This window comes from Rubritalea sp. (assembly GCF_039830215.1).
GTDB lineage: Bacteria > Verrucomicrobiota > Verrucomicrobiia > Verrucomicrobiales > Akkermansiaceae > Rubritalea.
The window spans coordinates 1-21,668 of record NZ_JBDOPO010000064.1; the positions used below are offsets into that span (position 1 = coordinate 1).

The 21,668-nt window shown below is 50.3% G+C and carries 14 protein-coding genes; 7 read left to right on the forward strand and 7 right to left on the reverse strand.

Annotation, left to right across the window (positions count from 1 at the left end):
• Together ABGY95_RS01700 and ABGY95_RS01705 are read left to right on the forward strand one after the other, a co-directional pair.
• The coding region (locus ABGY95_RS01700) for a von Willebrand factor type A domain-containing protein (protein ID WP_347439947.1) at nucleotides 1–1,611 on the forward strand (1,611 nt) is incomplete at its 5' end.
• 81 nt (nucleotides 1,612–1,692) lie between these two features.
• The gene (locus tag ABGY95_RS01705) at nucleotides 1,693–8,607 is read left to right on the forward strand and encodes a hypothetical protein (protein WP_347439948.1); all 6,915 of its coding nucleotides are present in this window, start codon (nucleotides 1,693–1,695) and stop codon (nucleotides 8,605–8,607) included.
• Between the two features lie 151 nt (nucleotides 8,608–8,758).
• Here ABGY95_RS01705 and ABGY95_RS01710 read toward each other — a convergent pair whose 3' ends face one another.
• The gene (locus ABGY95_RS01710; protein WP_347439949.1) at nucleotides 8,759–9,217 is read right to left on the reverse strand and encodes a glycine zipper 2TM domain-containing protein; all 459 of its coding nucleotides are present in this window, start codon (nucleotides 9,215–9,217) and stop codon (nucleotides 8,759–8,761) included.
• 147 nt (nucleotides 9,218–9,364) lie between these two features.
• On the opposite strand from ABGY95_RS01710, the gene ABGY95_RS01715 reads away from it, so the two are divergent.
• Nucleotides 9,365–10,567 carry a hypothetical protein gene (locus tag ABGY95_RS01715; RefSeq protein WP_347439950.1) on the forward strand — a complete coding sequence of 401 codons (1,203 nt, stop codon included), beginning with the start codon at nucleotides 9,365–9,367 and terminating at the stop codon, nucleotides 10,565–10,567.
• 71 nt (nucleotides 10,568–10,638) lie between these two features.
• Here ABGY95_RS01715 and dapF read toward each other — a convergent pair whose 3' ends face one another.
• Entirely contained in the window at nucleotides 10,639–11,448 is an 810-nt protein-coding gene (gene dapF / locus ABGY95_RS01720) for a diaminopimelate epimerase (protein WP_347439951.1), read from the reverse strand.
• A gap of 98 nt (nucleotides 11,449–11,546) precedes the next feature.
• The gene (trpA, locus tag ABGY95_RS01725) at nucleotides 11,547–12,350 is read right to left on the reverse strand and encodes a tryptophan synthase subunit alpha (RefSeq protein ID WP_347439952.1); all 804 of its coding nucleotides are present in this window, start codon (nucleotides 12,348–12,350) and stop codon (nucleotides 11,547–11,549) included.
• Nucleotides 12,351–12,646: 296 nt separating this feature from the next.
• Here trpA and ABGY95_RS01730 point away from each other — a divergent pair, with 296 nt between their 5' ends.
• Nucleotides 12,647–12,889 (forward strand): FG-GAP repeat protein, encoded by a 243-nt coding sequence (locus ABGY95_RS01730; protein WP_347439953.1) that lies wholly within the window; start codon nucleotides 12,647–12,649, stop codon nucleotides 12,887–12,889.
• A 1,366-nt stretch (nucleotides 12,890–14,255) separates the two neighbouring features.
• Nucleotides 14,256–15,635, forward strand: a complete 1,380-nt coding sequence (locus tag ABGY95_RS01735) for a mechanosensitive ion channel family protein (protein WP_347439954.1) — start codon at nucleotides 14,256–14,258, stop codon at nucleotides 15,633–15,635.
• Between the two features lie 49 nt (nucleotides 15,636–15,684).
• On the opposite strand, the gene rph is transcribed toward ABGY95_RS01735, so the two are convergent.
• From rph to ABGY95_RS01755, 4 genes are all read right to left on the reverse strand, one after another.
• Complete coding sequence (gene rph, locus ABGY95_RS01740; RefSeq protein ID WP_347439955.1) at nucleotides 15,685–16,464, reverse strand: ribonuclease PH; 780 nt, start codon at nucleotides 16,462–16,464, stop codon at nucleotides 15,685–15,687.
• Between the two features lie 682 nt (nucleotides 16,465–17,146).
• Nucleotides 17,147–17,683 carry a rhomboid family intramembrane serine protease gene (locus tag ABGY95_RS01745; protein ID WP_347439956.1) on the reverse strand — a complete coding sequence of 179 codons (537 nt, stop codon included), beginning with the start codon at nucleotides 17,681–17,683 and terminating at the stop codon, nucleotides 17,147–17,149.
• A 588-nt stretch (nucleotides 17,684–18,271) separates the two neighbouring features.
• The gene (locus ABGY95_RS01750; RefSeq protein WP_347439957.1) at nucleotides 18,272–18,706 is read right to left on the reverse strand and encodes a 6-carboxytetrahydropterin synthase; all 435 of its coding nucleotides are present in this window, start codon (nucleotides 18,704–18,706) and stop codon (nucleotides 18,272–18,274) included.
• A 53-nt stretch (nucleotides 18,707–18,759) separates the two neighbouring features.
• A complete protein-coding gene (locus ABGY95_RS01755) occupies nucleotides 18,760–19,560 on the reverse strand; it encodes an inositol monophosphatase (RefSeq protein WP_347439958.1) in 801 nt (266 codons plus the stop codon).
• 637 nt (nucleotides 19,561–20,197) lie between these two features.
• On the opposite strand from ABGY95_RS01755, the gene ABGY95_RS01760 reads away from it, so the two are divergent.
• Together ABGY95_RS01760 and ABGY95_RS01765 are read left to right on the forward strand one after the other, a co-directional pair.
• Nucleotides 20,198–20,548 (forward strand): hypothetical protein, encoded by a 351-nt coding sequence (locus ABGY95_RS01760; RefSeq protein ID WP_347439959.1) that lies wholly within the window; start codon nucleotides 20,198–20,200, stop codon nucleotides 20,546–20,548.
• Between the two features lie 689 nt (nucleotides 20,549–21,237).
• Nucleotides 21,238–21,591 (forward strand): hypothetical protein, encoded by a 354-nt coding sequence (locus ABGY95_RS01765; protein ID WP_347439960.1) that lies wholly within the window; start codon nucleotides 21,238–21,240, stop codon nucleotides 21,589–21,591.
• Nucleotides 21,592–21,668 lie beyond the last annotated feature (77 nt).

Sequence of the window (21,668 nt, forward strand, 5' to 3'; positions counted from 1 at the left end):
CGCTACAATAAAGCCGCACGCCGTGGTATGGAAAAAATCGCAAGCATGAAGTCTGATTACTACCGCGCTGCCTACGACCAAACACGTGCTGAGTTGCTGATGGAAGTGGATGAGGCCTGGGAGATTGATGTGGCTCCCAAAGTTGATTTCGAAAAAGAGGAGTCTTTGCGCGATGAAGTTTCTGAAGGTGAGCTGATTGACGAAATAAAGGCGGATCTTTTAAAGGAGGCGAACAAATCGTGGAAGATTACTGAAGAGAAAACTAAAAAGTTAGAAAATAAAAATGAGCCGCCAGTAGTCGACGAAATATCAGCGACTAATCAAACCCATTCCACCTTCTCACTCAATGTCAGTGACGCATCGTACCAGCTCGCTAAAGCGGCATTGTTAGAACGTGGTGAGTGGCCTACGGCTGAGTCGATCAGAACGGAAGAATTCATCAATGCCTTCGACTACGGCGATCCAAAACCAAGCATGGCGCAGAAAGTGGCCTGTGTGCAGGAACAAGCAGTCCATCCATTCTTGCAGCAACGCAATCTACTGAGAGTCTCAATGAGCACCGCCGCTCAAGGGCGCTCGACCCCACTCAACCTCGTTGTCTTGCTCGACCAATCAGGGTCGATGGAGCGACCTGACCGTGCGGCCACGGTTCTGCGTGCAGTGGAAGAACTCAGTAAGCAACTCGGTCCTAACGACCGAGTGAGCCTGATGAGCTTTGCCCGCGACACCCGCTTGTTAGTTGATGGCCTCAGTGGTGATCGTGCTGGTGAGTTGGTGGGGATCATGAAGAACCGCCCGAGCGAGGGAGGAACCAATCTGGAACAAGCCGTGCAGGTAGCGCAACAGCACTTGCTAGCGCGTCAGAAAAAGGGCGTGCAGAGCCGGATCGTAGTACTCACCGATGGTGCCGCCAATCTAGGTGATGCCAACCCTGAGAGCCTCACTGCGATGGTGGAGAAAATGCGTGATGCTGGGATAGCCTTTGATGCCTGCGGAATCGGCTTTGACGGGCTGGATGACGGCATCCTAGAAGCATTGACTCGCAAAGGCGACGGGCGTTACTACTTGCTCGATAAACCAGAAGATGCCGGCGAAGGCTTTGGTAAGAAAATTGCTGGAGCCCTGCGACCAGCGGCTAAAAATGTCAAAGTCCAGTTGGTCTTTAATCCTGACAGAGTGGGTAAGTACAAGTTGCTAGGCTTTGAAAAACATCGACTTAAAAAAGAAGACTTCCGCAATGACTCCGTGGATGCAGCCGAAATGGCAGCAGAGGAAAGCGGCAGCGCGCTCTACCAGATCGAACCACTGGCCGATGGCTCAGGCGAGTTAGGTACCGTATTTGTCCGCTTTCAGGACATGGAAACCGGCCAAATGGTCGAACGCAGTTGGACGATCCCATACCAAGCAAATGCAAAGACATTGGCAGCCTCCCAACCGTCTATTCAATTAGCCGCAGTAGCAGGATTGCTCGGTGAAAAACTACATCAGAGCGATGCGGGTTCTGTCGATTTCAGTCAACTAAGCAAGGTGTTAGGTAATCTAAATTCCCAATACTCTGGAGACACCAAGGTCCTAGAACTCCTGCAAATGGTCCGCAAGGTCCAACAATAAAACTCCTAGTCGGGTGTGTCCGGCTAACAAATTACAAACCCTTTACAAAGTAATCCCCCAAATTTTGGTATGAAAAGAAGTATGAACAATTTCGTGTGTGTTAGTAACAAGGTGGCTCGTGTGAGTCGTTACTGTGTGTGCGCTGTCATAGGACTCAGTTCTATGGCGGCGCTGTCTCAGGATAGCGTCTCAGTGGGCACTGAAGATGGGAAGAAAACAGTGATATCCGTGACTGGTCTACCACCCGCAGCCCCAGTTTTCTACACCGCAGTAGCCAAGAACCGTGTGCTGCTAGAAAATACGAGAATTGGCCAAACCATCAATGTGACCCTCAATGTGGTGCAGGGTGAACCAAAGCTCCTGAGCCTCGAGTTAGTTGGAGACATCTCAGACCTCCAAGTCGTGGGCGCTCAGTTAGAGTCATGGTCGGTGCGTAAAAATCCTTCTGGAAAGAAAGTTTTCCTCGATCTTGTACCAAAAGACCCAAAGGCCAAGACGCTAGAGGTAACTCTCAATCGCAGCACCAAGCGTGAAGACGCATTGGTAAAAGTTCTGACACTCGGCCCAGCAAAGGCGAGCGGGTTCCAGCACCAGTTAGATATCAAGTGGCAAGCTGGGGCTCACGTGGAACTCAGCAAGGCAGATGGCTGCCAACCCGTGGCTCTTTCAAGAACCGAGCAGCGTGTTCGTAAGTCACTCGTTTCTTCAGGAATCAGCAGAGTTGAAGCCCGATTCAGCCAGGCTGGTTCAGCCTTTTCTGAAGTTGAATTGCGCAACCTCAGCGTGCAGGCAAAAGCATCTGAAGATGGCCTGAGCGCCATCGTCCACCTCACCGGCGACGCAGTCGTGCGCGACGCAGATGGCGGCGCCATCGAGCTAGTCACCGGCCCGTTAGCCTTACAAAAGTTCCCACTAGGGAAGGGGTATAGCTTCGCCCTAGCCAGTGGTGGGAAAGAAAAAAATAGCACAAGCTACACAGTAGATTTCGAAAAAAATGGCAGCTATGACTTGGACCTAGAATTTGCTGTTAGCCTTGAGCAAGTAGGTGGCTGGACCGGTCTCCGTTTCCGCATTCCCCATGCTCCAGTGGTGCCGGTGACCCTCACAGGTGTGCCGGAGGGAAGTCGATTTTTGCTCGGTGAGACCGAGGTAGAAGGTGCGGCAGGTGTGACCCACTGGCAGACCTACGTGCCAGCCAGTGGTCAGTGCTTGCTGCGTTGGAAAGCAAAGCGTAAAGACAGCTCTGGGGAATTGTTCTTCACCACTCAGGCTCTTGTAGATGTCCATGTCGGTGCTGGAATGCTGCGCGAGCGCACCCAGATCGATACTAAAGTGCTCCAGGGTAAAGTGCGTAAACTGCAGATGGAACTGGATGGATCAGGCGATGTACTCGACCTCCAAGGTCCACACGTGGGAAGCTGGATGGTCAAGAAGGTAGGAGGTAAGCGGTTGTTAGAAGTTGTCCTCAGTGGCGAGCGCACAGATGTGGGTGCTATCACTATTCTCACCCAACACCCGATTGGTAATTTCCCAGCCAAGGTGAAGCCATTGCAGATCACACCTGTGGGAGCGATGCGCCATGCTGGTTACGTACGCCTGAGTAATCTAGGAGCAGTCAAGCTGGGTGTGTCATCGCATGTTGGCATGATGCAGTTAGCTCCGACACAGTTCCCTAACGCGGGCTTTGCCGCTCCGTCCGGTAAGCAAGTTTTTGTTTATAGATTCCCCGCAGCCGAGCGCAGCTGGGAAGTGATAGCTGACCAGATCCTCCCCGAGGTTTCCGTCAATGAGGTCCTTATTTATAAGCTTTCAGAAACCGACCGCGAGCTCCATGCTGATGTGGAGTTAGACATCCGCGAAGCACCACTTCGCGAGTGGGAAATGCGCATTCCAGCAGACTACGCAGTCGCGAGTGTGAGCAGTGCTGAGATGGGGCAAATGGTGGTGGGGCGCACGGTGACCGACGGCCAACGCTCACTCAAAGTGACTTTCAAAAAAGCAGTGATGGGCCGACAGCTAATCAAGGTGCGTCTAGCGCGCAACGTAGCGACTGCAGAGGGAGAATGGGCACTGGTGAAGCTGTCCTACCCGCAGGCGAAGACTGTCCGAGGTAACCTCGGTGTCGAAGCGGCACTCGGCTGGAGGGTTGTTTCCTCCGCTGTCGATAAATTGGTAGAAATGCCCCTCGCGTATTTCCCAAACAAGAGCGCGAACCTTCAACAAGCCTTCCGCCTGCGCGAGGCTGACTGGACCGCAACAATGCAGATCGAGGCACTGGAGCAAAGCGTCCAAGCTGACGTGTTCCACCTCTATTCGCTTAAAGAAGGCATGGCCTACGGCAGTGTGTTAGTGAACTATTTCGTAGTCGGTGCACCGATGCACGAATGGAAAATCAAAGTCCCCAAGCTCGGTGAGCAGGGGGAAATAGGCAATGTGATGGTCGAAGGCCAGAATGTCCGCAGTTGGAGACAAGAAGGAGACGTTCTAGTGGTGACCCTCCACCAGCCAACCCTCGGTGGTTCTACATTGTTAGTGTCCTTTGAAAAGCCGATGAGTGCGCGTGGTGGTGTGATCGATCTAGGAAAAGTCCAGCCGCTGGATGCGAAAACTGAAAGCGGATTCATCCAAGTGGTGAGCCCTACTCAGGTGAAACAAAGCGTCAAAGTCTCTAGTGGCTTGCTCAAGCTAGGGGCCACAGAATTACCAGCTGAGTACCGATTGATGAGCTCTGCTCCATCACTTGCTGCTTGGCAATACGCGACACGCGGATTTGATCTCCAGCTACAAATCGAGTGGTATGCTCCTAGTAATACTGTCGAGCAGGTGGTCGATTTTGCCAGCCTGAGCACTCAGGTCTCTCGTGATGGTGAAGTGGTGACTGAGGCAAAATTCTTTGTCAAAACCCGCGGCCGAAAAGCGCTAGAAATGCGTCTCCCGACGAATGCTAAATTATTAGAAGTGCGTGCTGACGGACAGCCGCTGAATGCGAGGAAGGATGGAGAAATCTATCTATTACCACTGCCAGCAAAAGTGGATCCAAACGCACCAGTGAAGGTGGAACTCCGCTACGGCGGAGCTTCAGAAAATCCAAGCAGACCGGTGGTTTCTGTGCCAGTGCTCTCAGCTCCAGTCGTGATCAGCGAATGGAAAGTCCGCTCAGATCGCGGTTACCTTCTCGACGTGGTGGGAGGCAATGTCCTGCCTGTAGAACCGAACCTCACAGAAACTGGCTTCGAGTGGATCCAATCTAGGATGACAGTTTTCGGAGGCACCTTGTTGCTATTGTTAGCTGGAGCCTGGGCTTGTGGCCGTGCGGGATCTGGCGGTTGGAAACCATGGGTTGGTGCGCTCTGGCTCGTGCTTGCTGCCTTGATTTCTCTGAATACTGCAATGGACGCCAAAAAAGACCGTCGAGTCAATGTTCAGACATTCGAGGTGATCGCTCCAGTCGTGTCACCCGACCAAGAAGTGACATTAGAACTTTCTAACCAACCTAAGGCATCAGCAATGCGCTCTACAACATGGACGTTCGTGGCGTCAGTAGGAACTCTCGCCCTGGTTGCGAGTGTCTTCCTCAGTGCGTTACAGCCGTCTTGGATCCGAGGCATAGCGATGACTGCTATTGGTTTAGGGCTATTAGGCCAACGCGGAGGAGCTATCCCATTCTTCTTGGTACTGGCCCTCGTCGCTGGACTGTTGATGCTCCAGCTCGGCTGGAAATGGATGAGTGGTGCTAAGATTCGTAGAGCATCTCGTGTCGTGCGTGAAACGGCAGTGACTGCGCTAGTCGTGTTAGGTTTGGCCATGACGTCAAACTCAGCGGATGCCGCCCAGGTGGCTGACTCAATCGAGCAACGCTGGGACGTCCGCGGCGAGCGTGTCTATGCCGAGGCTGATGTGCTCTGGCAGGCGAATGCCGGAGAAAGCATTTTACTCGTAGAAGCACCAGCTAGTCTCACCTCGATTGTTTCAGAAGGAACTCGGGTGAATAAACTGACGACTAAAGGGAAAGTGCAATGGGTGCTAGTGGCCGAGCGTAGTGGCCTGATCAGTGCGAAGATGCGCTATGAAATGCCAGTCAAAGGGCTCGCTGATAGACTCTGGACTGTGCCTACTGGGGATAGCGCCGTGCGCCAACTTGAGGTGACTGTGGACCGTGCGAATTGGGAGATTACTTCTGACCAAGCGATCCTCCATGAGGGATTAGAAAATGCTCAGAGGAGCACAGCAAAGATGCGTTTTGCCCCGATCAAACCGATCCAGCTAAAGTTCCAACCAATGGGGCGCGACCCTAAGACTGAGGAAACTCGTTTCTTTGTAGAGAGCGCCGACCTCTACATTCCTTCACCAGGAGTGGTGGATGGCTGGCATAGCCTTTCTATCCGCCCAGTTAGTGGTGAATTAGACCACATATCTATCGAAGTGCCGGTGGGAATGATGGTGGGCGACGTGCTTGGACAGCGCCTAGAAGATTGGCGCTTTGATCCAAAGACGCGCGTTCTCAGTGTCCAGTTGACCGAAGCTCAATCAAAGATATTTTCGCTGTTAGTGCAAACTCAGCGCGGCATGGAAACATTGCCGCAGGCGTTGGCATTGAGTCCCCTACGTGTGCGTGAGGCCGACTCCGTAGTTGGTGTGTTAGGCTTAGCATTTGGAAATGACGCGCAACCAGACGCGCTCAAACCACAAGCCCTAGCAACTGCCAACCTTTCCGATTTCCATGCTCAGTTGTGGAAGCAAGCAAGGGGACAGCACAGAGATGCGGTCCTGCAGAAAGTCTATCGCTACGGTAAAGAAAAAGCGAAGTTGAGCCTCCAGGTCGATCCAGTCGCTCCCGAGCTCAGAGTGGTTTCTAAGCAACGACTCTCGCTTGGCGAAGAGCGCATGCTGCTAGCAGTGACTGCAGATGTTGAAATCGTACGTGCGGGAGTTTTCGAACTGCGCTGCGTGATTCCAGATGGGATGGAGGTAGAGTCTATCAGTGGATCAGCATTGCGCGATTGGACTGAAATCGAAATGGACGGTAAGCGTTATGCTCTACTCCAGTTGACTGGTCGTACTTTAGGAAAGCAGCAGTTCCACCTTAGTTTCACAGGTGTTTCCCCAGTGATGGAAGGCAGCGTGGCTGACTGGGTGGTGCCGCATGTCGAGCTACTCAATGCCATGCGCCAGACTGGTGAACTTCTGGTGGTGCCGGAGCAAGGCATTCGAGTCCGCGTGGTAAAGCGCCAGCACGTGACTCAGCAAGATGCCCGCCAGAGTGGCACCCATCGCAAGGGAGATTTAGCCTTCCGTTTGCTTCAGTCAGATTGGAGCTTACAGCTAGGTATTGAAAAGCTCGACCCGTGGGTCCGTGCCACCTGTTTACAAGAAATGAGCCTGCGTGAGGGACAGACCCGCACCCGACTCAGTCTCGAATACGTGATCGAAAATGCTGCGGTCAAAGTTTTGCATCTCCGTCTTCCCGGTTTAAGCGCCGATGAGGCCAAGACTGTCCGAGCCAGCGGTGGTTCGGTGAAAGAGATGGTGCAAGTAAAGGACGACAAATGGGAGCTGCGTTTGCGCCGTGGAATCATTGGGAAAACAGCTTTTGAAGTCGAATTCCAACGCGCGGTCGACCAACGTGACGGCCAAGAATTCCTCCGCCCAATCCAGCTGGAAGGTGTGCGTCAGGTCCAGCACTTTGTGACTGTTCGCTCTAGCGGCAGACTCGATATTCGCGCTGCAGATGTGATGGGGTGGCGTGCCAGTGATTGGACCGCAGTTCCTAAGAAATTGTGCAACAAGGCGGACAGCAGTGTGCCAGCACTTTGCTACATTCTCTCAGAACCTGAGACACCTTTGGCAGTTGCTGTCAAGCGTCACGAGATTGCAAAGACTCTGAAACTTCGTGTGGTAGATAGTAAATTCACCAGCCTTTTCAGCGCTGACCAATCCGCTCTAACATTAGCTGAACTCAGTATCCGAGTGGTGGAGAAAGACACGATGCGTGCCGTTCTCCCCGAAGGGTCCCAACTCTTCAGCGTGACAGTCAATGGCGAAAGCGTGGAAGTGGTAAGCCAAGGTAACGAACAACTCTTCTACGTCACCGCTGGAGCGGAAGACGATGAGCGTGCTGCAGTGAAGCTGATGTACCGTACGGCAGGCACCGGAAAACAAGGAAAGAATATCTCGCTGATTGGCCCACGCTTTAGTGCTCCTCTGGAGAAGATCGATTGGTTTGTCAGCCTGCCTGCGGGCTATCAACTCACTGGCCGGAGTGGAGCCTTCGACTTCATGGGCGACCAAGGCGAGGGACAGGGCTACGGCATGCAGCAATACCAGAACTCAATGTCGAGTAAGAAGCAACAGCAGGTCCACCTAGCAGAAGTGCAAATCGATCAGGCGAATAGCTGGATTTCTAGTGGCGACTACAAGAAGGCTGAAAAAGTTCTCAGTCAGGTTTCCAAGAACCGCTCAGTCGATGCGGCATACAACGAAGACGCACGAGTCCAGCTGCGCAATCTCCGAAACCAACAGGCAATGATGGGACTCAACACCCGCCGCCAGAAGATCTACCTCGAAAATAAATCGGTAGGTAACATGGTGGATGGCAATCAAGCCTTTGAAGATGCAGCGAACAACAACCCTTTATTCCAAGGAAAAGACAACTACTACCCTGGGCAGGTCGAAGAGCTGCTGATGGGTAACTCAGCTGAAGAGCGTGATGCCATGCAGCGAATTGCCGACCGCATGGTGAGCCAGAAATTGGCAGCCCAGCCCGCGCCCCAGACCATCGAAGTCACCTTGCCGCAAGCCGGAGCCTTGCTCCACTTCAGCCGTGCCAGCCAGCTTAACCCAGATATGCCACTCGTGTTAGAGTTAGAGATAGAGCACGCGAGTAGCTACGGAGTAAGTCATGTTATAGGTTTGTCAGTCACTCTCTTCGCTGCGGCACTGTTGGTGCTTCTACTTCGTAAGGCGGCTGCGTCAGTGAGCAGTGACGCAGGTTCTTGAAAGGAGAAAACCGTAAAACCTATGATTTAGAGTGAAGCTAAAACCATAGCTTCACCACGACAAAGAATTCCTTGCTTGAAAACTAGCCCACAAAAAATGCCCTGACCAACTAGATTGGTGCAGGGCATACTTTAGAGATGAAGAATTTTTCTTAGTGAGAGATACGCGTAGTAGAACCGTTGCTGAGCACACGCACACGGTCACCCACATTGAAGGACTCACGCTTATTGATCTCTTGGACAGCTGAGATGCTACGACCGTTGTCGAGTTTGACAGTGATTTCGAGCCCTTGCTTGGTTCCCATGGACTGTTCAAGTCGTGAACCAAGTGCTGCCCCTGCTGCTGCGCCACCCACTGCGCCCAGGTTGTTCGCTGTGCTACCACTACCGATTTCATTACCCAGAATACCACCAGCGAGGCCACCGATGAGAGCTCCAGCAGTGCTATTACCCTGAATCGCGACATTGCGGATAGAAGTGATTTTACCTGAGTTCACAGACTGAGCTCGGCCAGCTTCACCGCGAGAATAGGTGTCGCCAGTGAGTGATTGTTGCGCACAAGAGGCGAAAAATAATGGTGCTGCACTAGCAAGGATAAGTAGTTTTTTCATAGATTTTGACAGGTTATACTTCTCTAATTTTTGTGCAAGCATATGACGTGGACAGGTGTCTAATTTGCGTGGTGTTGATTTTTGCGCCCTAATTATCTATTTACAAAGAGAGAAGATGGACTATTTATCAGCCCGTTTATGCTGTTCATGAAATTCCCTATTAAGGTGATCTGTGTCGGATCTAGCCTATTTTTGTCGTCTAGTCTCTATATGGGGGCTCGAACCTGGACAGATGTGAAGGGGCGTCAGATAGATGGAGAAATTCTTACTAAGACTACTAAGCTTGTTAAGCTAAGTATGAAGGGAAAGGCTGTAGAAATTCCCTTAACGAAACTGTCTAAGGCAGATCGTGACTTCGTAGCGAGTTGGAAACCTAGTGCTTCGGAGTCGAATAAGAAGCAGCAGACGAAAAAACTGGGTAAACCAAGTAGTGCCGAGGTTGAAGCCTGTTTCAATATACCGTGGCCAAAGTTGGTGTCTGCCGATGTGGGAATGGAGATTGAGGAAAAGTCAGGAGAGGATAATACATTTATTTACACAAGCGAAAACTACGAGTTCGTGAGTAATACCAAGCTCAGTAAGGTAGTTGTGAAACGCTTTGCGGTGTTGTTTGAAGCCACGCGTCTTTATGTGCAGCAAATCCCCTACGCTAGTATGAAATCCTATAGAAAAGGAGCAAACTATAAGGTTATGCTCTTTGATACTATGAGTTCCTACCATCGTGCTGGCGGGCCGATGGGTTCAGCTGGTGTGTACATGGCTTCTAAGGATATGATTATGGTTCCATGTGACAGCCTCGGGCTGGTAAAACGTGGCAGTAGCTGGGCGCTGGATTACGATAAGACGAACAAAACCCTCCCTCACGAAATCACTCACCAAGTGACGGATCGTGAATATTACGTGCCGGGCGCACGTGGTTGGTTTAGTGAAGGAATGGCTGAGTACATTGCTGCCACTCCCTACCGCAGTGGTAAGTTTAGCGCGAATAAGGCAGAGTCTGCCATTGAGCAATACGTGACTAGTTTTGCCAAAAAGGATGGCCGAGGTCGTAACTTAGGAAAGGAAATCAATGCCCCAGATTTGAGACAGTTCATGATGATGAGCTACGGTCAGTTCACTGCAAATGGCAATTTCAACTACGGCCTCGGAGCTCTCTTAGTGACTTACTTTAACCACTACGATGGCGAGGGCGACGGAGAGAATATCAAAAACTTCCTGCGTGCTTTGAAAGCCGGAAAAACTGGCGAAGACGCACTCGAGGCATTGCGTGCTGGACGCACATTCGAAGAGCTAGAAGCCGACATCACCAAAGGATGGCGCAAGCGTGGTGTGAAAATCAATTTCGGGTAGATACCTGAAAAATGAATGCCCAGCCGCGATCTGCAGGCTGGGCATTGAAATATGCTGAACCGACTGAGACCTTAGACGAGGTTAGTTTGTCCGGTGAAGACGAAGTCTGCAGGGCCAGTAAGTGTGACTCCGGTGAACTTGTTGTCACCAAGTGGCTCAAAGCCGATTTCCAGCGTGTCTCCGCCAGCCACGTCGACCTTTACTGGTGAGCTAGCGCCAGAGAGGATGTGGTGGAACAGCGCGCAGGCGCACATGCCGGTGCCACAAGCGAGAGTTTCTCCCTCCACACCACGCTCGTAGGTACGGATCGCGATATGATCGTCTGCGATGACTGCTGCGAAGTTTGCGTTAGTGCCATGCGGAGCGAAGCGGTCGTGGTAGCGGATAGCCGCACCATTTTTGAGCACATCGAGAGCCTGGAGATCATCCACAAAGCCCACAGCGTGCGGCACGCCAGTATTGACGTAATGCACTTGATCGAGGTCTTCGAGCTCCACAGCAGTGTTCATTTCGAGCTCAAATGGATCTGACATCGCGATGCGCACATTGGATCCGATGAGTTCGGCACTGAGAGTTCCAGCGATAGTTTCAAAGGTAACCAACTCCTTTGCTGGGCTAGAAAGTTGCGCGGTGTAGGCACCGAAACAACGCGCACCATTACCACACATTTCCGCTTCTCCACCGTCCGCATTGTAGTAGCGAAACTTGTAGTCAGCTTCATTTTCAGCGGGCTCTACAGCGAGCAGACCGTCTGCTCCAACACCACGGTGGCGGTCGCACAGAAGCGCGATTTGCTCAGTGGTGAGGTTGGTTTTGAGGTCACGGTTGTCGATGACAACGAAATCGTTGCCAGCGCCATTCATTTTAGTAAAATTGAGCATAGTATTTTATGGGTAAGAGCTGCCGCAGGCAGTAGATCAAATTCTTAATTATTCATTCCTAATTCTTAATTGTAGGACGAAGTCCTACTGTAGCCCGACTAGAGTCCTTTAGCTGCTTGGATAAGCGGGGTCGTGAACGCTGCTACTTTTGCTGCTACATCACCGCAGTCCGCATTTTCCGCCACGTGGTTGACGATACATGAACCAACGACAACGCCGTCACAAACTGAGCCTACCATTGCAGCTTGCTCAGGTGTGCTGATGCCAAAGCCGATGCACACTGGTGTGTCGGTGTACTTCTTTATGCGGGCAACAGTGTCACCAATAGCAGCAGAGGGAGCTGCCTGAGCGCCAGTAACGCCTGAGCGGGAAAGTGCGTAGATGAAGCCTTCTGATTGCTTGGCCAATGCTTCGATACGCTCTTCTGGTGATGTTGGAGCAATCAAAGTGATGTGCTTGAGGCCCTCGCGAGCTGCCAGCTCTTTATTGTGCTTCACTTCATCAGGTGGTAGGTCGAGTAAGAGCACGCCATCCGCACCGGCAGCCGCAGCGTCAGTGTGGAATTTTTCAAAGCCGTAGGTGTAAATCGGGTTGAGGTAAGTGAAGAGCACGATCGGAGTCTCGTGGGTCTCACGGAAATTGCGGATCAGCTGAAGAACTTTGAGGAAGGTTGTGCCTGAGCTCAGTGCGCGCTCAGCGGCGAGTTGGTTGACCACGCCGTCAGCTAATGGATCAGAAAAGGGGACACCTAGCTCGATCACGTCAGCTCCTGCGTCGGCGAGGCCACGAATGATCTCGAGGGACTTTTCAAGGTTTGGATCACCAGCAGCGACATACGCTACGAAGGCTGGTGTGTTGGTTTCGGCCAACTTTTGGAAAGTTGTATCGATACGGTTGCTCATGCGTCCAGTCTCGTCTTGTTTAGCGAATTTTCAAGTTTCAAGTTTGTCCATTGCAGGCATTGGTCCTGTGGGTGTTAAAGATGCAAAGATAGCACCTAAATATAAAAATAATTCTTATTCAGCTATGAAACTTCCACTACGTGCGACATCTATGCTGAGATTTTTAACGATACTGATAATACTAGTGTAAGTTCACGATGAAAGTCTGCCACTCACTCCTTTTCCCAGCGCTAGTATCGGCCTTATTTGCTGCTGAAGACCCTGCCTCGTCAGTCGGTTTCCAATAGCTCCAGATCTTGGAAAAATACGTCTCCGAGGGCGCGTCAGTCGGTGATGTCGATAACGATGGCAAGCTGGACGTGATCGTTGGAAACCTTTGGTGGCACGGACCAGACTTCAACAAATTATATTCGTATGCACCCGTGAAGTTTCACGCAACCAGCGGTCCGGGACTGAGTGGTTACTCTGACAACTTCCTTACTTTTCCAGACCACATCTCGAAGCACAAGTGGCTCGCATCATCAGAGTGGGTTTGCTGAGGCAGTAGTCAATGGGCGAAAAAACCGCGGCAAAAAAACCATTCGCATCCGATAACAAAACAGAGCAGTGCACCCATTGCGTGGCTCAGAAGAACGTCTGTAATGAAGCACCTCAGTACCTTGACGTATTTGGGGACTAGAAGAAGGAATTGCTCTCGTATTTCCATGGCCATTTCACTCTAGGTATTCCGCACTCGGATGAATCAAAGTTGTGTGAGGTGCTCAGGATTTCACCTTAAGGGGCAGGATTCGGAAACAATGAACATGGGTTAGGAAATGGGGGATGTTTGCCTTCATCCAGAAATAGCGCCTAACTAAAAAATGACTACGTTTTGATTTACGCTCACACCTACTCTAGCTCTTCTTGCCTGTCTCTATACACGAGACCTAAAATTGTGCCGCTAGTCACTATGACGTACATCCCAACAAAGCCCATGATCAATACCCGCAGCAGGCTGTAACCATCAAAGCTATCTGATAGAAAAGACTGCAGACTGCAGACTGTAGATTAGGCCGAGGAACATGACGGCGAGCCAGTAATTCCACCTAGCCTTCAAAATACCAGCAAGCACAACGGTAGGTAAAATCGCAGACAAATAACCGAGTACCGTCACGGCCAATATAGCCATCGGGAAATACGCCAGACATGCGTACAATATGAACTCAGGCAGAAGAGTGGACTAAAAGTGCGACGAAACCGATGATGGCTCTGTATGCAGGATAGGCTGTGTTAGATCTTATGTTTTGCATGTATTGCTATTTTTAATTGTTCATAAAGTGTGTTTTTAAATCTTAAGTGCAGAGCGTGAGGTTCTTACGTTGTATCACTTTAGCTTAGGAGGAAGTACTGCGGCTCAATTCAGTTGGATGAAACGTCGGTCATAAAAAACCATCTATTTTATTAGGCCTCACAGAATGATTTTAAGAACTGTGGACAAGTTGAGACTAGGCGATCCCAGAGTTAGGAACCTTCAATTTTGGGTTTCCCAGTGAGAATTTGGGAGAGTTTGAAGTTCTTGCTCCTGCAGTTTGATCGAACGGATACGGCGCTGAAAAAAGCGTCCATCTTCGGTGCCAATCCATCGGAATATGCGTTAGGTAATACACCAAGCGAAGAGGAGGCCAGCAAAAGCCAAGCAAATGATCGTGATTTGCTGAACCAATAAGGAAGAAAAAAGCCCAGCTAGTGGAGTATGAATGGGTGATTGATACATGATGCCTTTGTCAATCGCAGCATACCCCGTTAGTGCCTTGCTTGTAAAGTGAGCAATCGACGGTTGGAGTGGCATTTAGTGAACGAGCTATCAGTCTTTGAATATTCGTTCTTGAGTGTGGTTGGCATCGCTTCATGCTTCCTCTCAGATCTATGAAACACTCTTTAACCATAATGGCTCTAGTGGTTGCCATTTTTTTGAGCGCTACTTCTGAACTGCTCTACGCGACTGAATCAAAGGTCACGAAAATAGAAGGTGTGAAGAAAGTAGAGCAGGCAGAGGTGCCTCGTGCGGTCATCGCAAATGCGGAGTCACAGATGAACTCCCTCCATTATGTGCTTACTTCAGATGCGCGTGGTGTGGATCTTCCTACGAGTGAGCTCAAGATGATGCTCAGGCCACTGAGCCGTGAGGAATTGGAGATAGAGCTGAAGGAGTGGATGGCGCTGTTAAAGCAGCTGATCTCTGAAGCATCGAAGACAAATTTACAAATAGCGCGAATGGAGCCCACAGAGCTTGAGACGAAAGAGGGTAAAGAGCTACGAGATACGCAACTACTTCATCGGCGCAACGAGTTAGTATTGGTCAAACATACACGCACTGTGATCGATGCTTTAGAGCAAAAAGGTGGAGACGTCAACGATCAACGAAAGTACGTAAATGCTGTGGTTGTCACTAAAGATGTGACGAATACCTCGGCGGACCAAATCACGGCTTTTGCCGCTGACTTTGGAGTTTGGTTTGAAAGCCGTGAAGGGGGAGATCGATTTTTTAAAAAAGCTGCAGGGTTTGTCGCAATCCTCATCTTCTTCGCAATTCTCGCAAAGTTCGCAGCTGTGATAACCAGACGATTCCTCAGGCGTCAGCAACGAGGGTCGCGGATGCTCCGGCAGTTCGTACAGAAGACGATAGGTTTCGTGGTTTTCACTATAGGTGTTACCGTCGCTCTATCAGCGATGGGTGTGCAAGTGGGCACCCTGCTCACAGCTGCGGGAGCGGGGGGACTGATCATTGGTTTTGCCTTACAGGACTCGATCGCCAACTTTGCTAGTGGAATAATGATCATGTTCTACAAGCCATTCGACATGGATGACTTTGTATTGATCGATGGAGTGAAGGGGAAGGTCGAGAAAATGAGCTTTGTTTCCACCACCTTGGTAACGATCGATAATAAAGAATTAGTAATTCCGAATCGGAAAGCTTGGGGTGGCACTATCACTAACTACACTGGGCGGGCTGTGCGACGTGTGGATTTCCTTTTCTACATTAGCCACGGTGATGACATTGAGCGCGCGAGTGCTTTGCTCATAGAATTAGTGAAGGGCCATGAGTCAGTGCTGAGCAAGCCCGAGCCGATTGTGGGCGTGAACTCGCTCTCTGATGTGGCGGTCGAGGTTTTCCTCCGACCATGGGTAAAGACCGACGACTACTGGCCGGTGTACTGGGAACTCACCAAGCAGGTGAAGGTGCTCTTCGATAAAGAGGGAATCACCATCCCTAAGCAGCAGCTCTTAGTACACTCTGCACTGTAAAAAAATCCCTCTCCGAACGAGACAGAGAGGGGGAAATATTTCTCAGTTTTTACTGACCGAAGGCTGCTGCCAAGTTGGCTAGCGAGTCAGTGTCTGGTTGGTCAGCCGCAGCGATGGCAGCCTTTTGCAGCTCTACGATCTCGATGCTTCCTTTTTTTGCTAGGTCTAGCATAGAAGTCATTTGCTCGGACGAGAAAGTAGCTTCTTCGCCAGATCCTTGGATTTCTACGAAGTTGAGGTCCTCAGTCATGACGACATTGAAGTCGACACTGGCATCGCGGTCTTCAGGGTAGTTGAGGTCGAGAATTGGAGTATCCTTGTAAACGCCCGCTGAGATCCCGGCAACGAGCTGCTTGAGCGGTGACTTCTTGAGCTTGCCCTCGGAGATGAGTTTGTTGATCGCAATGGCCACTGCCACGCAGCCTCCCGTGATCGATGCTGTGCGGGTGCCACCGTCGGCCTGGAGCACATCGCAGTCGATCCAGAGGGTGCGTTGACCCAGTGCCTTGAGGTCGACTACGGCTCTGATAGAGCGACCAATGAGGCGCTGAATCTCAGAGGAACGCCCATCGATCTTGCCACGCGTGACATCGCGTTGTTTGCGGTCGAGCGTGGAGTATGGGAGCATGCTGTACTCAGCGGTGAGCCAGCCACCTTTGACCTTTTGGTATCTCATCCAGCGTGGGACATCTTCTTCCACGGTGCAGGCGCAGATCACGCGTGTATTGCCAAAGGAAACCAACACAGAGCCGGTGGCGTAAGGTGCCACATTGGGCATGAATGAAATCGGGCGAAGTGCATCAACTTCGCGGCTGTCTGGACGAGTCATGAAAGGAGTGTTAGTGGCAGGATATTAAGATGCAAGTTTGAAGTAGCCCACGCTTAGAGTTGGGGTATTTGTGGTATAACGCGACAAAGGAATTGTATGCAGGCCGAGGCTAGAAATATGGATATTTTTCTCCTGGTTCAGCGTGAATCGGGCAAAGAGTCCTTGAATTAGGTTGAGTAGTTTGGGGCTGGTTCGGAGTGAGCTGTCGGCTGTTTGTCTTCAAGAACTCTCGATAGATGGAGCTTAACGCCTCCGCACGCGTACCTTGCTTGTGCAGCTACTCCAGTTAGCTGGATTTCTTGCCGCCTGCGCATCAGGTCACAGCTAGGAACTTATCATTTCCTTCCAAGGAAGAAAATGAGATTTCTGCACTTACTGATCTCAGCTTTGCTTGGTGAGCTTGCGTTAGCTTCAGTGCTGAATGAAGGAGAGAGTTTCGCTACGTAGTTCGATCTTCACCCATTGCTTCTTGAGCTCTCCCCACTGCGATTTTTTGACATTACAAGAGCTTGGACAGCCTATCCGAGGCAGCGCCGCGATTGATGCCCTCTAGACGCACGCGACTAAGACATTCACCCCACGTTCCATTTTCCAGGTTTCTTCTCTTAGGGCATTGACCCACCAACCTAGCTGCTAATAGCACAGATCTACGCCTGCCGTTGCTAGCTAGATAGGGCGTGGCTTAATTCGCCTTAAGTCCCTTGTGTCTGCGGCCGAGCCAGATGCCTGCAAGCATGCCGGTGAGATGGCCTTCCCAGGAGATCGGGAGACCATTTTGTGGCAGGACACCGAAGACCATTCCTCCGTAGAATAGGGCAACCAAGATGCCAGTTAGGAGCCAGATTGGCCGTTTCTCGATGATGGCACGAGTCAGGACGTAGCCAAAGTAGCCATAGATCAGACCGCTCGCACCGATGTGTATTTCGTTAGACCCAGCAATCAACCAAGTTCCAAGACCTCCTAACAAAATTATGAATGAGGAACTGTAGAGGAATCGGCGCCCTTCAGACTTCAGCATGATGTAGCCGAGAGTAAGGAAGGGGATGGTGTTAGAGCTGAGGTGGGCGAATCCTCCATGAAGCCATGGCATGAGTGGTATACCTATCAGTCCGTAGAAATTGCGTGGGTGAATGCCGAATCGATCCAATGACCCACCGAGAAGAAACTGGTCCACCGTCTCGATGATCCACGCGACCAGAACGAGATCGAGCAAGTACATAAATGTAGGCCGTTCTCTGCGGTTGTTGAGGCCATTTCTTTTTGGATGTGCGGATTTCACTTATCCAAGATCCCATTCAATGGGCCGAGTGCAAAGAGAAATTAGTGGCTTGTTTCTTGTTAGATCGATCAAAAATTTACTTCTACCTAAGTGGCTCGAACTAAGGGTTCCCTATTGAGTTATATGTTTCATTGAAAACCACAGCCACCCCAGAGGCGGCTCAATTTTAAGATGCACCCTCGTAGCCATGAGAAGTCGTGTTTGATTTTCAGAAAGACAAACATCGTGATCTTGATAGCCGGCGGTGGTTCTCTTGTGGACTTTGGATTTGTTGTTCAAACCTGCTACGACGCTAGTGTTCGGACGGTGCTTTGTTGAGCTTCCGATCGCTTTCTGGTAAGGTTTGAGTCTGCGTGAGCAGTTCCTTTTTTGTTTAAGTCAGCGCCCAATAACACCGAGGGGGCTCGATGCTCGGCTTCTTAGGCGCCGGCTAACTAACGTCGGTAAACACGCCCGCTAGAGCAGGGAGAGTAGATAGAATTAGAGCCAACTCTATAACGAAAGCGCGACACATTGCAAACTGGGAGACTAGATACCGTACTCAGCCCACGAACTAGTCGTCTCCCAGACACGAATCGTCTTGAGACGCACCTCAGCACGCACCGGATACTCAGGATCTGGATTGTCAATGTGGTGCTGCAGCTGCCCAGAAGTGTGATCAAAAATCGTTTTAGCCATCACCTCAGTCGTCGGATCCAGCCCCTCGAAACCAATGATGCGCTCACCATAAGCGTCCTTAAAGAACTCGAACTTAGGGTCCTCCGTGTTCATGCACAGCGCGTGGTCGTACGTCTCTAGGAAATCATCGACCATCTTTTTGACCAACTTGAAATCGAACACCATCTCGTGGTCATCCAGGCTGTCAGCCTCGAAAATGAGCTCTACTTTACGCGTGTGGCCATGTGGGAAACGACACTTGTCTGGGTGCTTCGAAAGAAGGTGGCCGTTTTCGACCTCGATCATTTTGCAAATTCGGTAAGACATTTTGAGAAGGAATAATTAAGAAGTAAAATTGGCTAAGCGTAGTGTTTCGCCACGATTTTCTGCAGCGTGGCGTGGACTTTCGGCAGCCCTGCCACCATGACTCGGTCTTCGAACATGTTGTATGCTCCGCCGTGGTGGTTCGTGACTATACATCCATTTTCCTGCAGGAAAAGAAGTCCCGCCGCAATATCGTAAGCTTGCAAGTCACTTTCCCAAAATCCTTGGTACCAACCACAGGAAATATTCGCCACATCCAGCGCCGCACTTCCAGTCCGGCGGATGCCACGGCCAGTCACCAGAACCTCATCAGCACAGGCAAAAAAGTGGGATGCTATATCCTGCGAGCGGTACGGGAAACCCGTGACAAATAGCGCATCTTTCGCCTCGAGCTTCTGAGAAACCTGCGCGACCGGCTCGGAATTGTACTGAAGCCCCTGACCCTTCACGCAGGTCCAAGTCTCCTGAGTGATGGGCTTGTGCAGGATTCCCATGATCGGCTCGCCATCTTTTACCAGCGCGATCGAGATCGAAAAGTGATCCAGCCCACTCAGGTAGTTCGTCGTGCCATCCAGCGGGTCCACTACCCAAACAAGATCCTGCGAGCCAGTCTTGCCTGACTCCTCACCAAAAAATCCCGCGCCATCAACCAAAGGCAATAAGCCATCTAAGAGGATCTTCTCTGACTCAACATCCACAAAAGAAACCATCTCCCGAGCCGCCTTCTGATCGTCAGCACCCGCTGGCATCGAGCGAAAATGTTTCAGCTGAAAAGCACTCGCCTGAGCGACAGTCTCCAGGCATTGAGGGAGGATAGAAACGAGATGGTCTTGCATGCCCACACCCTGCTGCTGGGAGACCGAAGTGTAAAGTGTGGAGTGCTCCACCCCGCAATCGCTGCAATGAAACTGTTAATTTCTAATTAGAACTTGAAGTGCTCCGCGCGCCCCCCCTTGGACTGCGCGTGGTTCGACCCCGCTCCGACCTAGGATCGGCTCGGCACGACGACTAAGGCTGGCAGGACTCAACCACCCGAGCAATGTCAGACAGACTCACTAAGACAAATCATCTAGCTTCCAACTCATCAATATACCGTTCAAATCACTACAAATGTGTGGAATTCATTGTGTGCCTCAGAGCGATTCTCCTAGACTTAGAGACTTCTAAACGCACTAAGTCTAGGATTGCTATACATTCAGTAAAGTTAGAACAATCAGCATGCCGTACTAGCTGATATAGCCCTTTCGGAAATATTAAAATTCAAATTTCCAAAATAAAGTATAGCATAAACGCTAAGATAGCTTTACGAGCTACGCATGCTAATTGCTTTTAGACACCCACTCCCACCTGAGGGGCCTCCCAAAACCCCAATAATACAAGTATCTACAGCCCCATCCTCAACCAACCTTAAAAATCCAGATCCTCAAAACTCCCACAGGAGCCTGAGAGTGATCTAATACTGTTCTACTAAAAATGAAAAAGCTTAAACTTCCTCTAATCATTCTCGCTAGCTTTATACTTGGTATTGTCGCTGCGTTCTTTTCTTTCGATTTACTCATCGAAAAGTTAGACGAGAGAGAAACAATTAATTTTCAGCACGCAGAGATATTCAAAGGCATTCAGGTTGCTGAAGGAAAACCCGAGAATATTATCATGCTTATCAGAGCCTTCATAGAAAACGGAATATGCAAAGATCCTGAAATGCAGCATTTATATGAATATGAACCGCATAAAGAGATAATTTCGAAGGATATCATCCATTTCTATAAAGCTCTAAATGAAGAGCCTCCTAGTCATGTTCAAACATGGTTAGAACAAAGCTAGCCTCACAAAATTGCCTCTGTAGAACAAGACGCTGCACCCAACCTCGTACCGTGGTTGAGTTCCGCTCACCTTTCACTACATTCTAACCTTAAATCTAAACACTAAGCTTTCTGGTCGGGTACTCGGCTGGTGTGCTTTACGTTCGATAGAAAAATGAAAATCTTAAGCCTGACTCTCTTCATCTTGGGTGTTTTCTGGGCATATTGTTGCCTCGGTTTCTTAATGTTACCCGTTTCTCTCGTCTGGGAGACTTGGGAAGCAATAGAAGGAAAAGAGAATTATGGACTCGGATGGCAGGACTACCTTCTGCTTATCCTCATTTTCTTGAACTCAATCGCTGGATACTGGGTATGGTGGGGATGGTTGCACTACTTTCGCAAAGAAAGATACCTAGGAAACAAAATAAAGAAATTCTGGTCGGTATCTTTAGCTAACCATACCTTCTGGATCATACTTCTTCCATTGCTGTTTGGAAGTATGTCTATTACTGAATCCTCACCCTTAAGCCTTACAAAAAAATGGAGTGATGGATTCCTTCAGGGCGGATGGCTCTATTTGATTTGGCCTACACTCATAGGAGGTCTTAGTCTTACCCTAATAATAAAAACGAAAGATCGAACAAGACAGTGGACCTAACTCCGAGTAGCTCGCGCTCCTCTCCGTAGGTCACTTCGACGTTCTGCAAAGAAATGAAAAATTTCATCCCAGTGATCATCTTGTTGGCGCTAGCCGCATCAGGATGCAACGACAAGAGAGATGAGATCGTCTCGGAGCAGAAGGAGCGCGTCACGGACACAATTCAACTTGGCGACGACATTCATGAGGCCAAGTCCAAATTGATCGATCTGGGGTTTCGGATCGATTACGGGCCCGATTTCCCAACCAAGAGTGAAAAATACCTTATGATGATCGTGGATTACGGGGTGTCCCCCAGTGGCATGGAGACTTTCAAATACACCGTGGGAATGTCCGGCGGAAGCGGCGAGCCCATTGATGGAATTATCAAAGCAACGCCTGATGGTGTGATCACCAGCATCGAGTAAAAACTAAGAATGCAGAACAAGGCGTCGCTCTCAACACCTGCCCCGCCGCGAGTTCAATCCGCCATGATCATTCAACA

Coding starts and splice junctions, on each gene's coding strand:
- ABGY95_RS01760 (WP_347439959.1), top strand. CDS start 20,198: ATGAAAAAGCTTAAACTTCCTCTAATCATTCTCGCTAGCTTTATACTT.
- ABGY95_RS01705 (WP_347439948.1), top strand. CDS start 1,693: ATGAACAATTTCGTGTGTGTTAGTAACAAGGTGGCTCGTGTGAGTCGT.
- ABGY95_RS01710 (WP_347439949.1), bottom strand. CDS start 9,217: ATGAAAAAACTACTTATCCTTGCTAGTGCAGCACCATTATTTTTCGCC.
- ABGY95_RS01755 (WP_347439958.1), bottom strand. CDS start 19,560: ATGCAAGACCATCTCGTTTCTATCCTCCCTCAATGCCTGGAGACTGTC.
- ABGY95_RS01715 (WP_347439950.1), top strand. CDS start 9,365: ATGAAATTCCCTATTAAGGTGATCTGTGTCGGATCTAGCCTATTTTTG.
- ABGY95_RS01745 (WP_347439956.1), bottom strand. CDS start 17,683: ATGTACTTGCTCGATCTCGTTCTGGTCGCGTGGATCATCGAGACGGTG.
- ABGY95_RS01765 (WP_347439960.1), top strand. CDS start 21,238: ATGAAAAATTTCATCCCAGTGATCATCTTGTTGGCGCTAGCCGCATCA.
- rph (WP_347439955.1), bottom strand. CDS start 16,464: ATGACTCGTCCAGACAGCCGCGAAGTTGATGCACTTCGCCCGATTTCA.
- dapF (WP_347439951.1), bottom strand. CDS start 11,448: ATGCTCAATTTTACTAAAATGAATGGCGCTGGCAACGATTTCGTTGTC.
- trpA (WP_347439952.1), bottom strand. CDS start 12,350: ATGAGCAACCGTATCGATACAACTTTCCAAAAGTTGGCCGAAACCAAC.
- ABGY95_RS01750 (WP_347439957.1), bottom strand. CDS start 18,706: ATGATCGAGGTCGAAAACGGCCACCTTCTTTCGAAGCACCCAGACAAG.
- ABGY95_RS01735 (WP_347439954.1), top strand. CDS start 14,256: ATGAAACACTCTTTAACCATAATGGCTCTAGTGGTTGCCATTTTTTTG.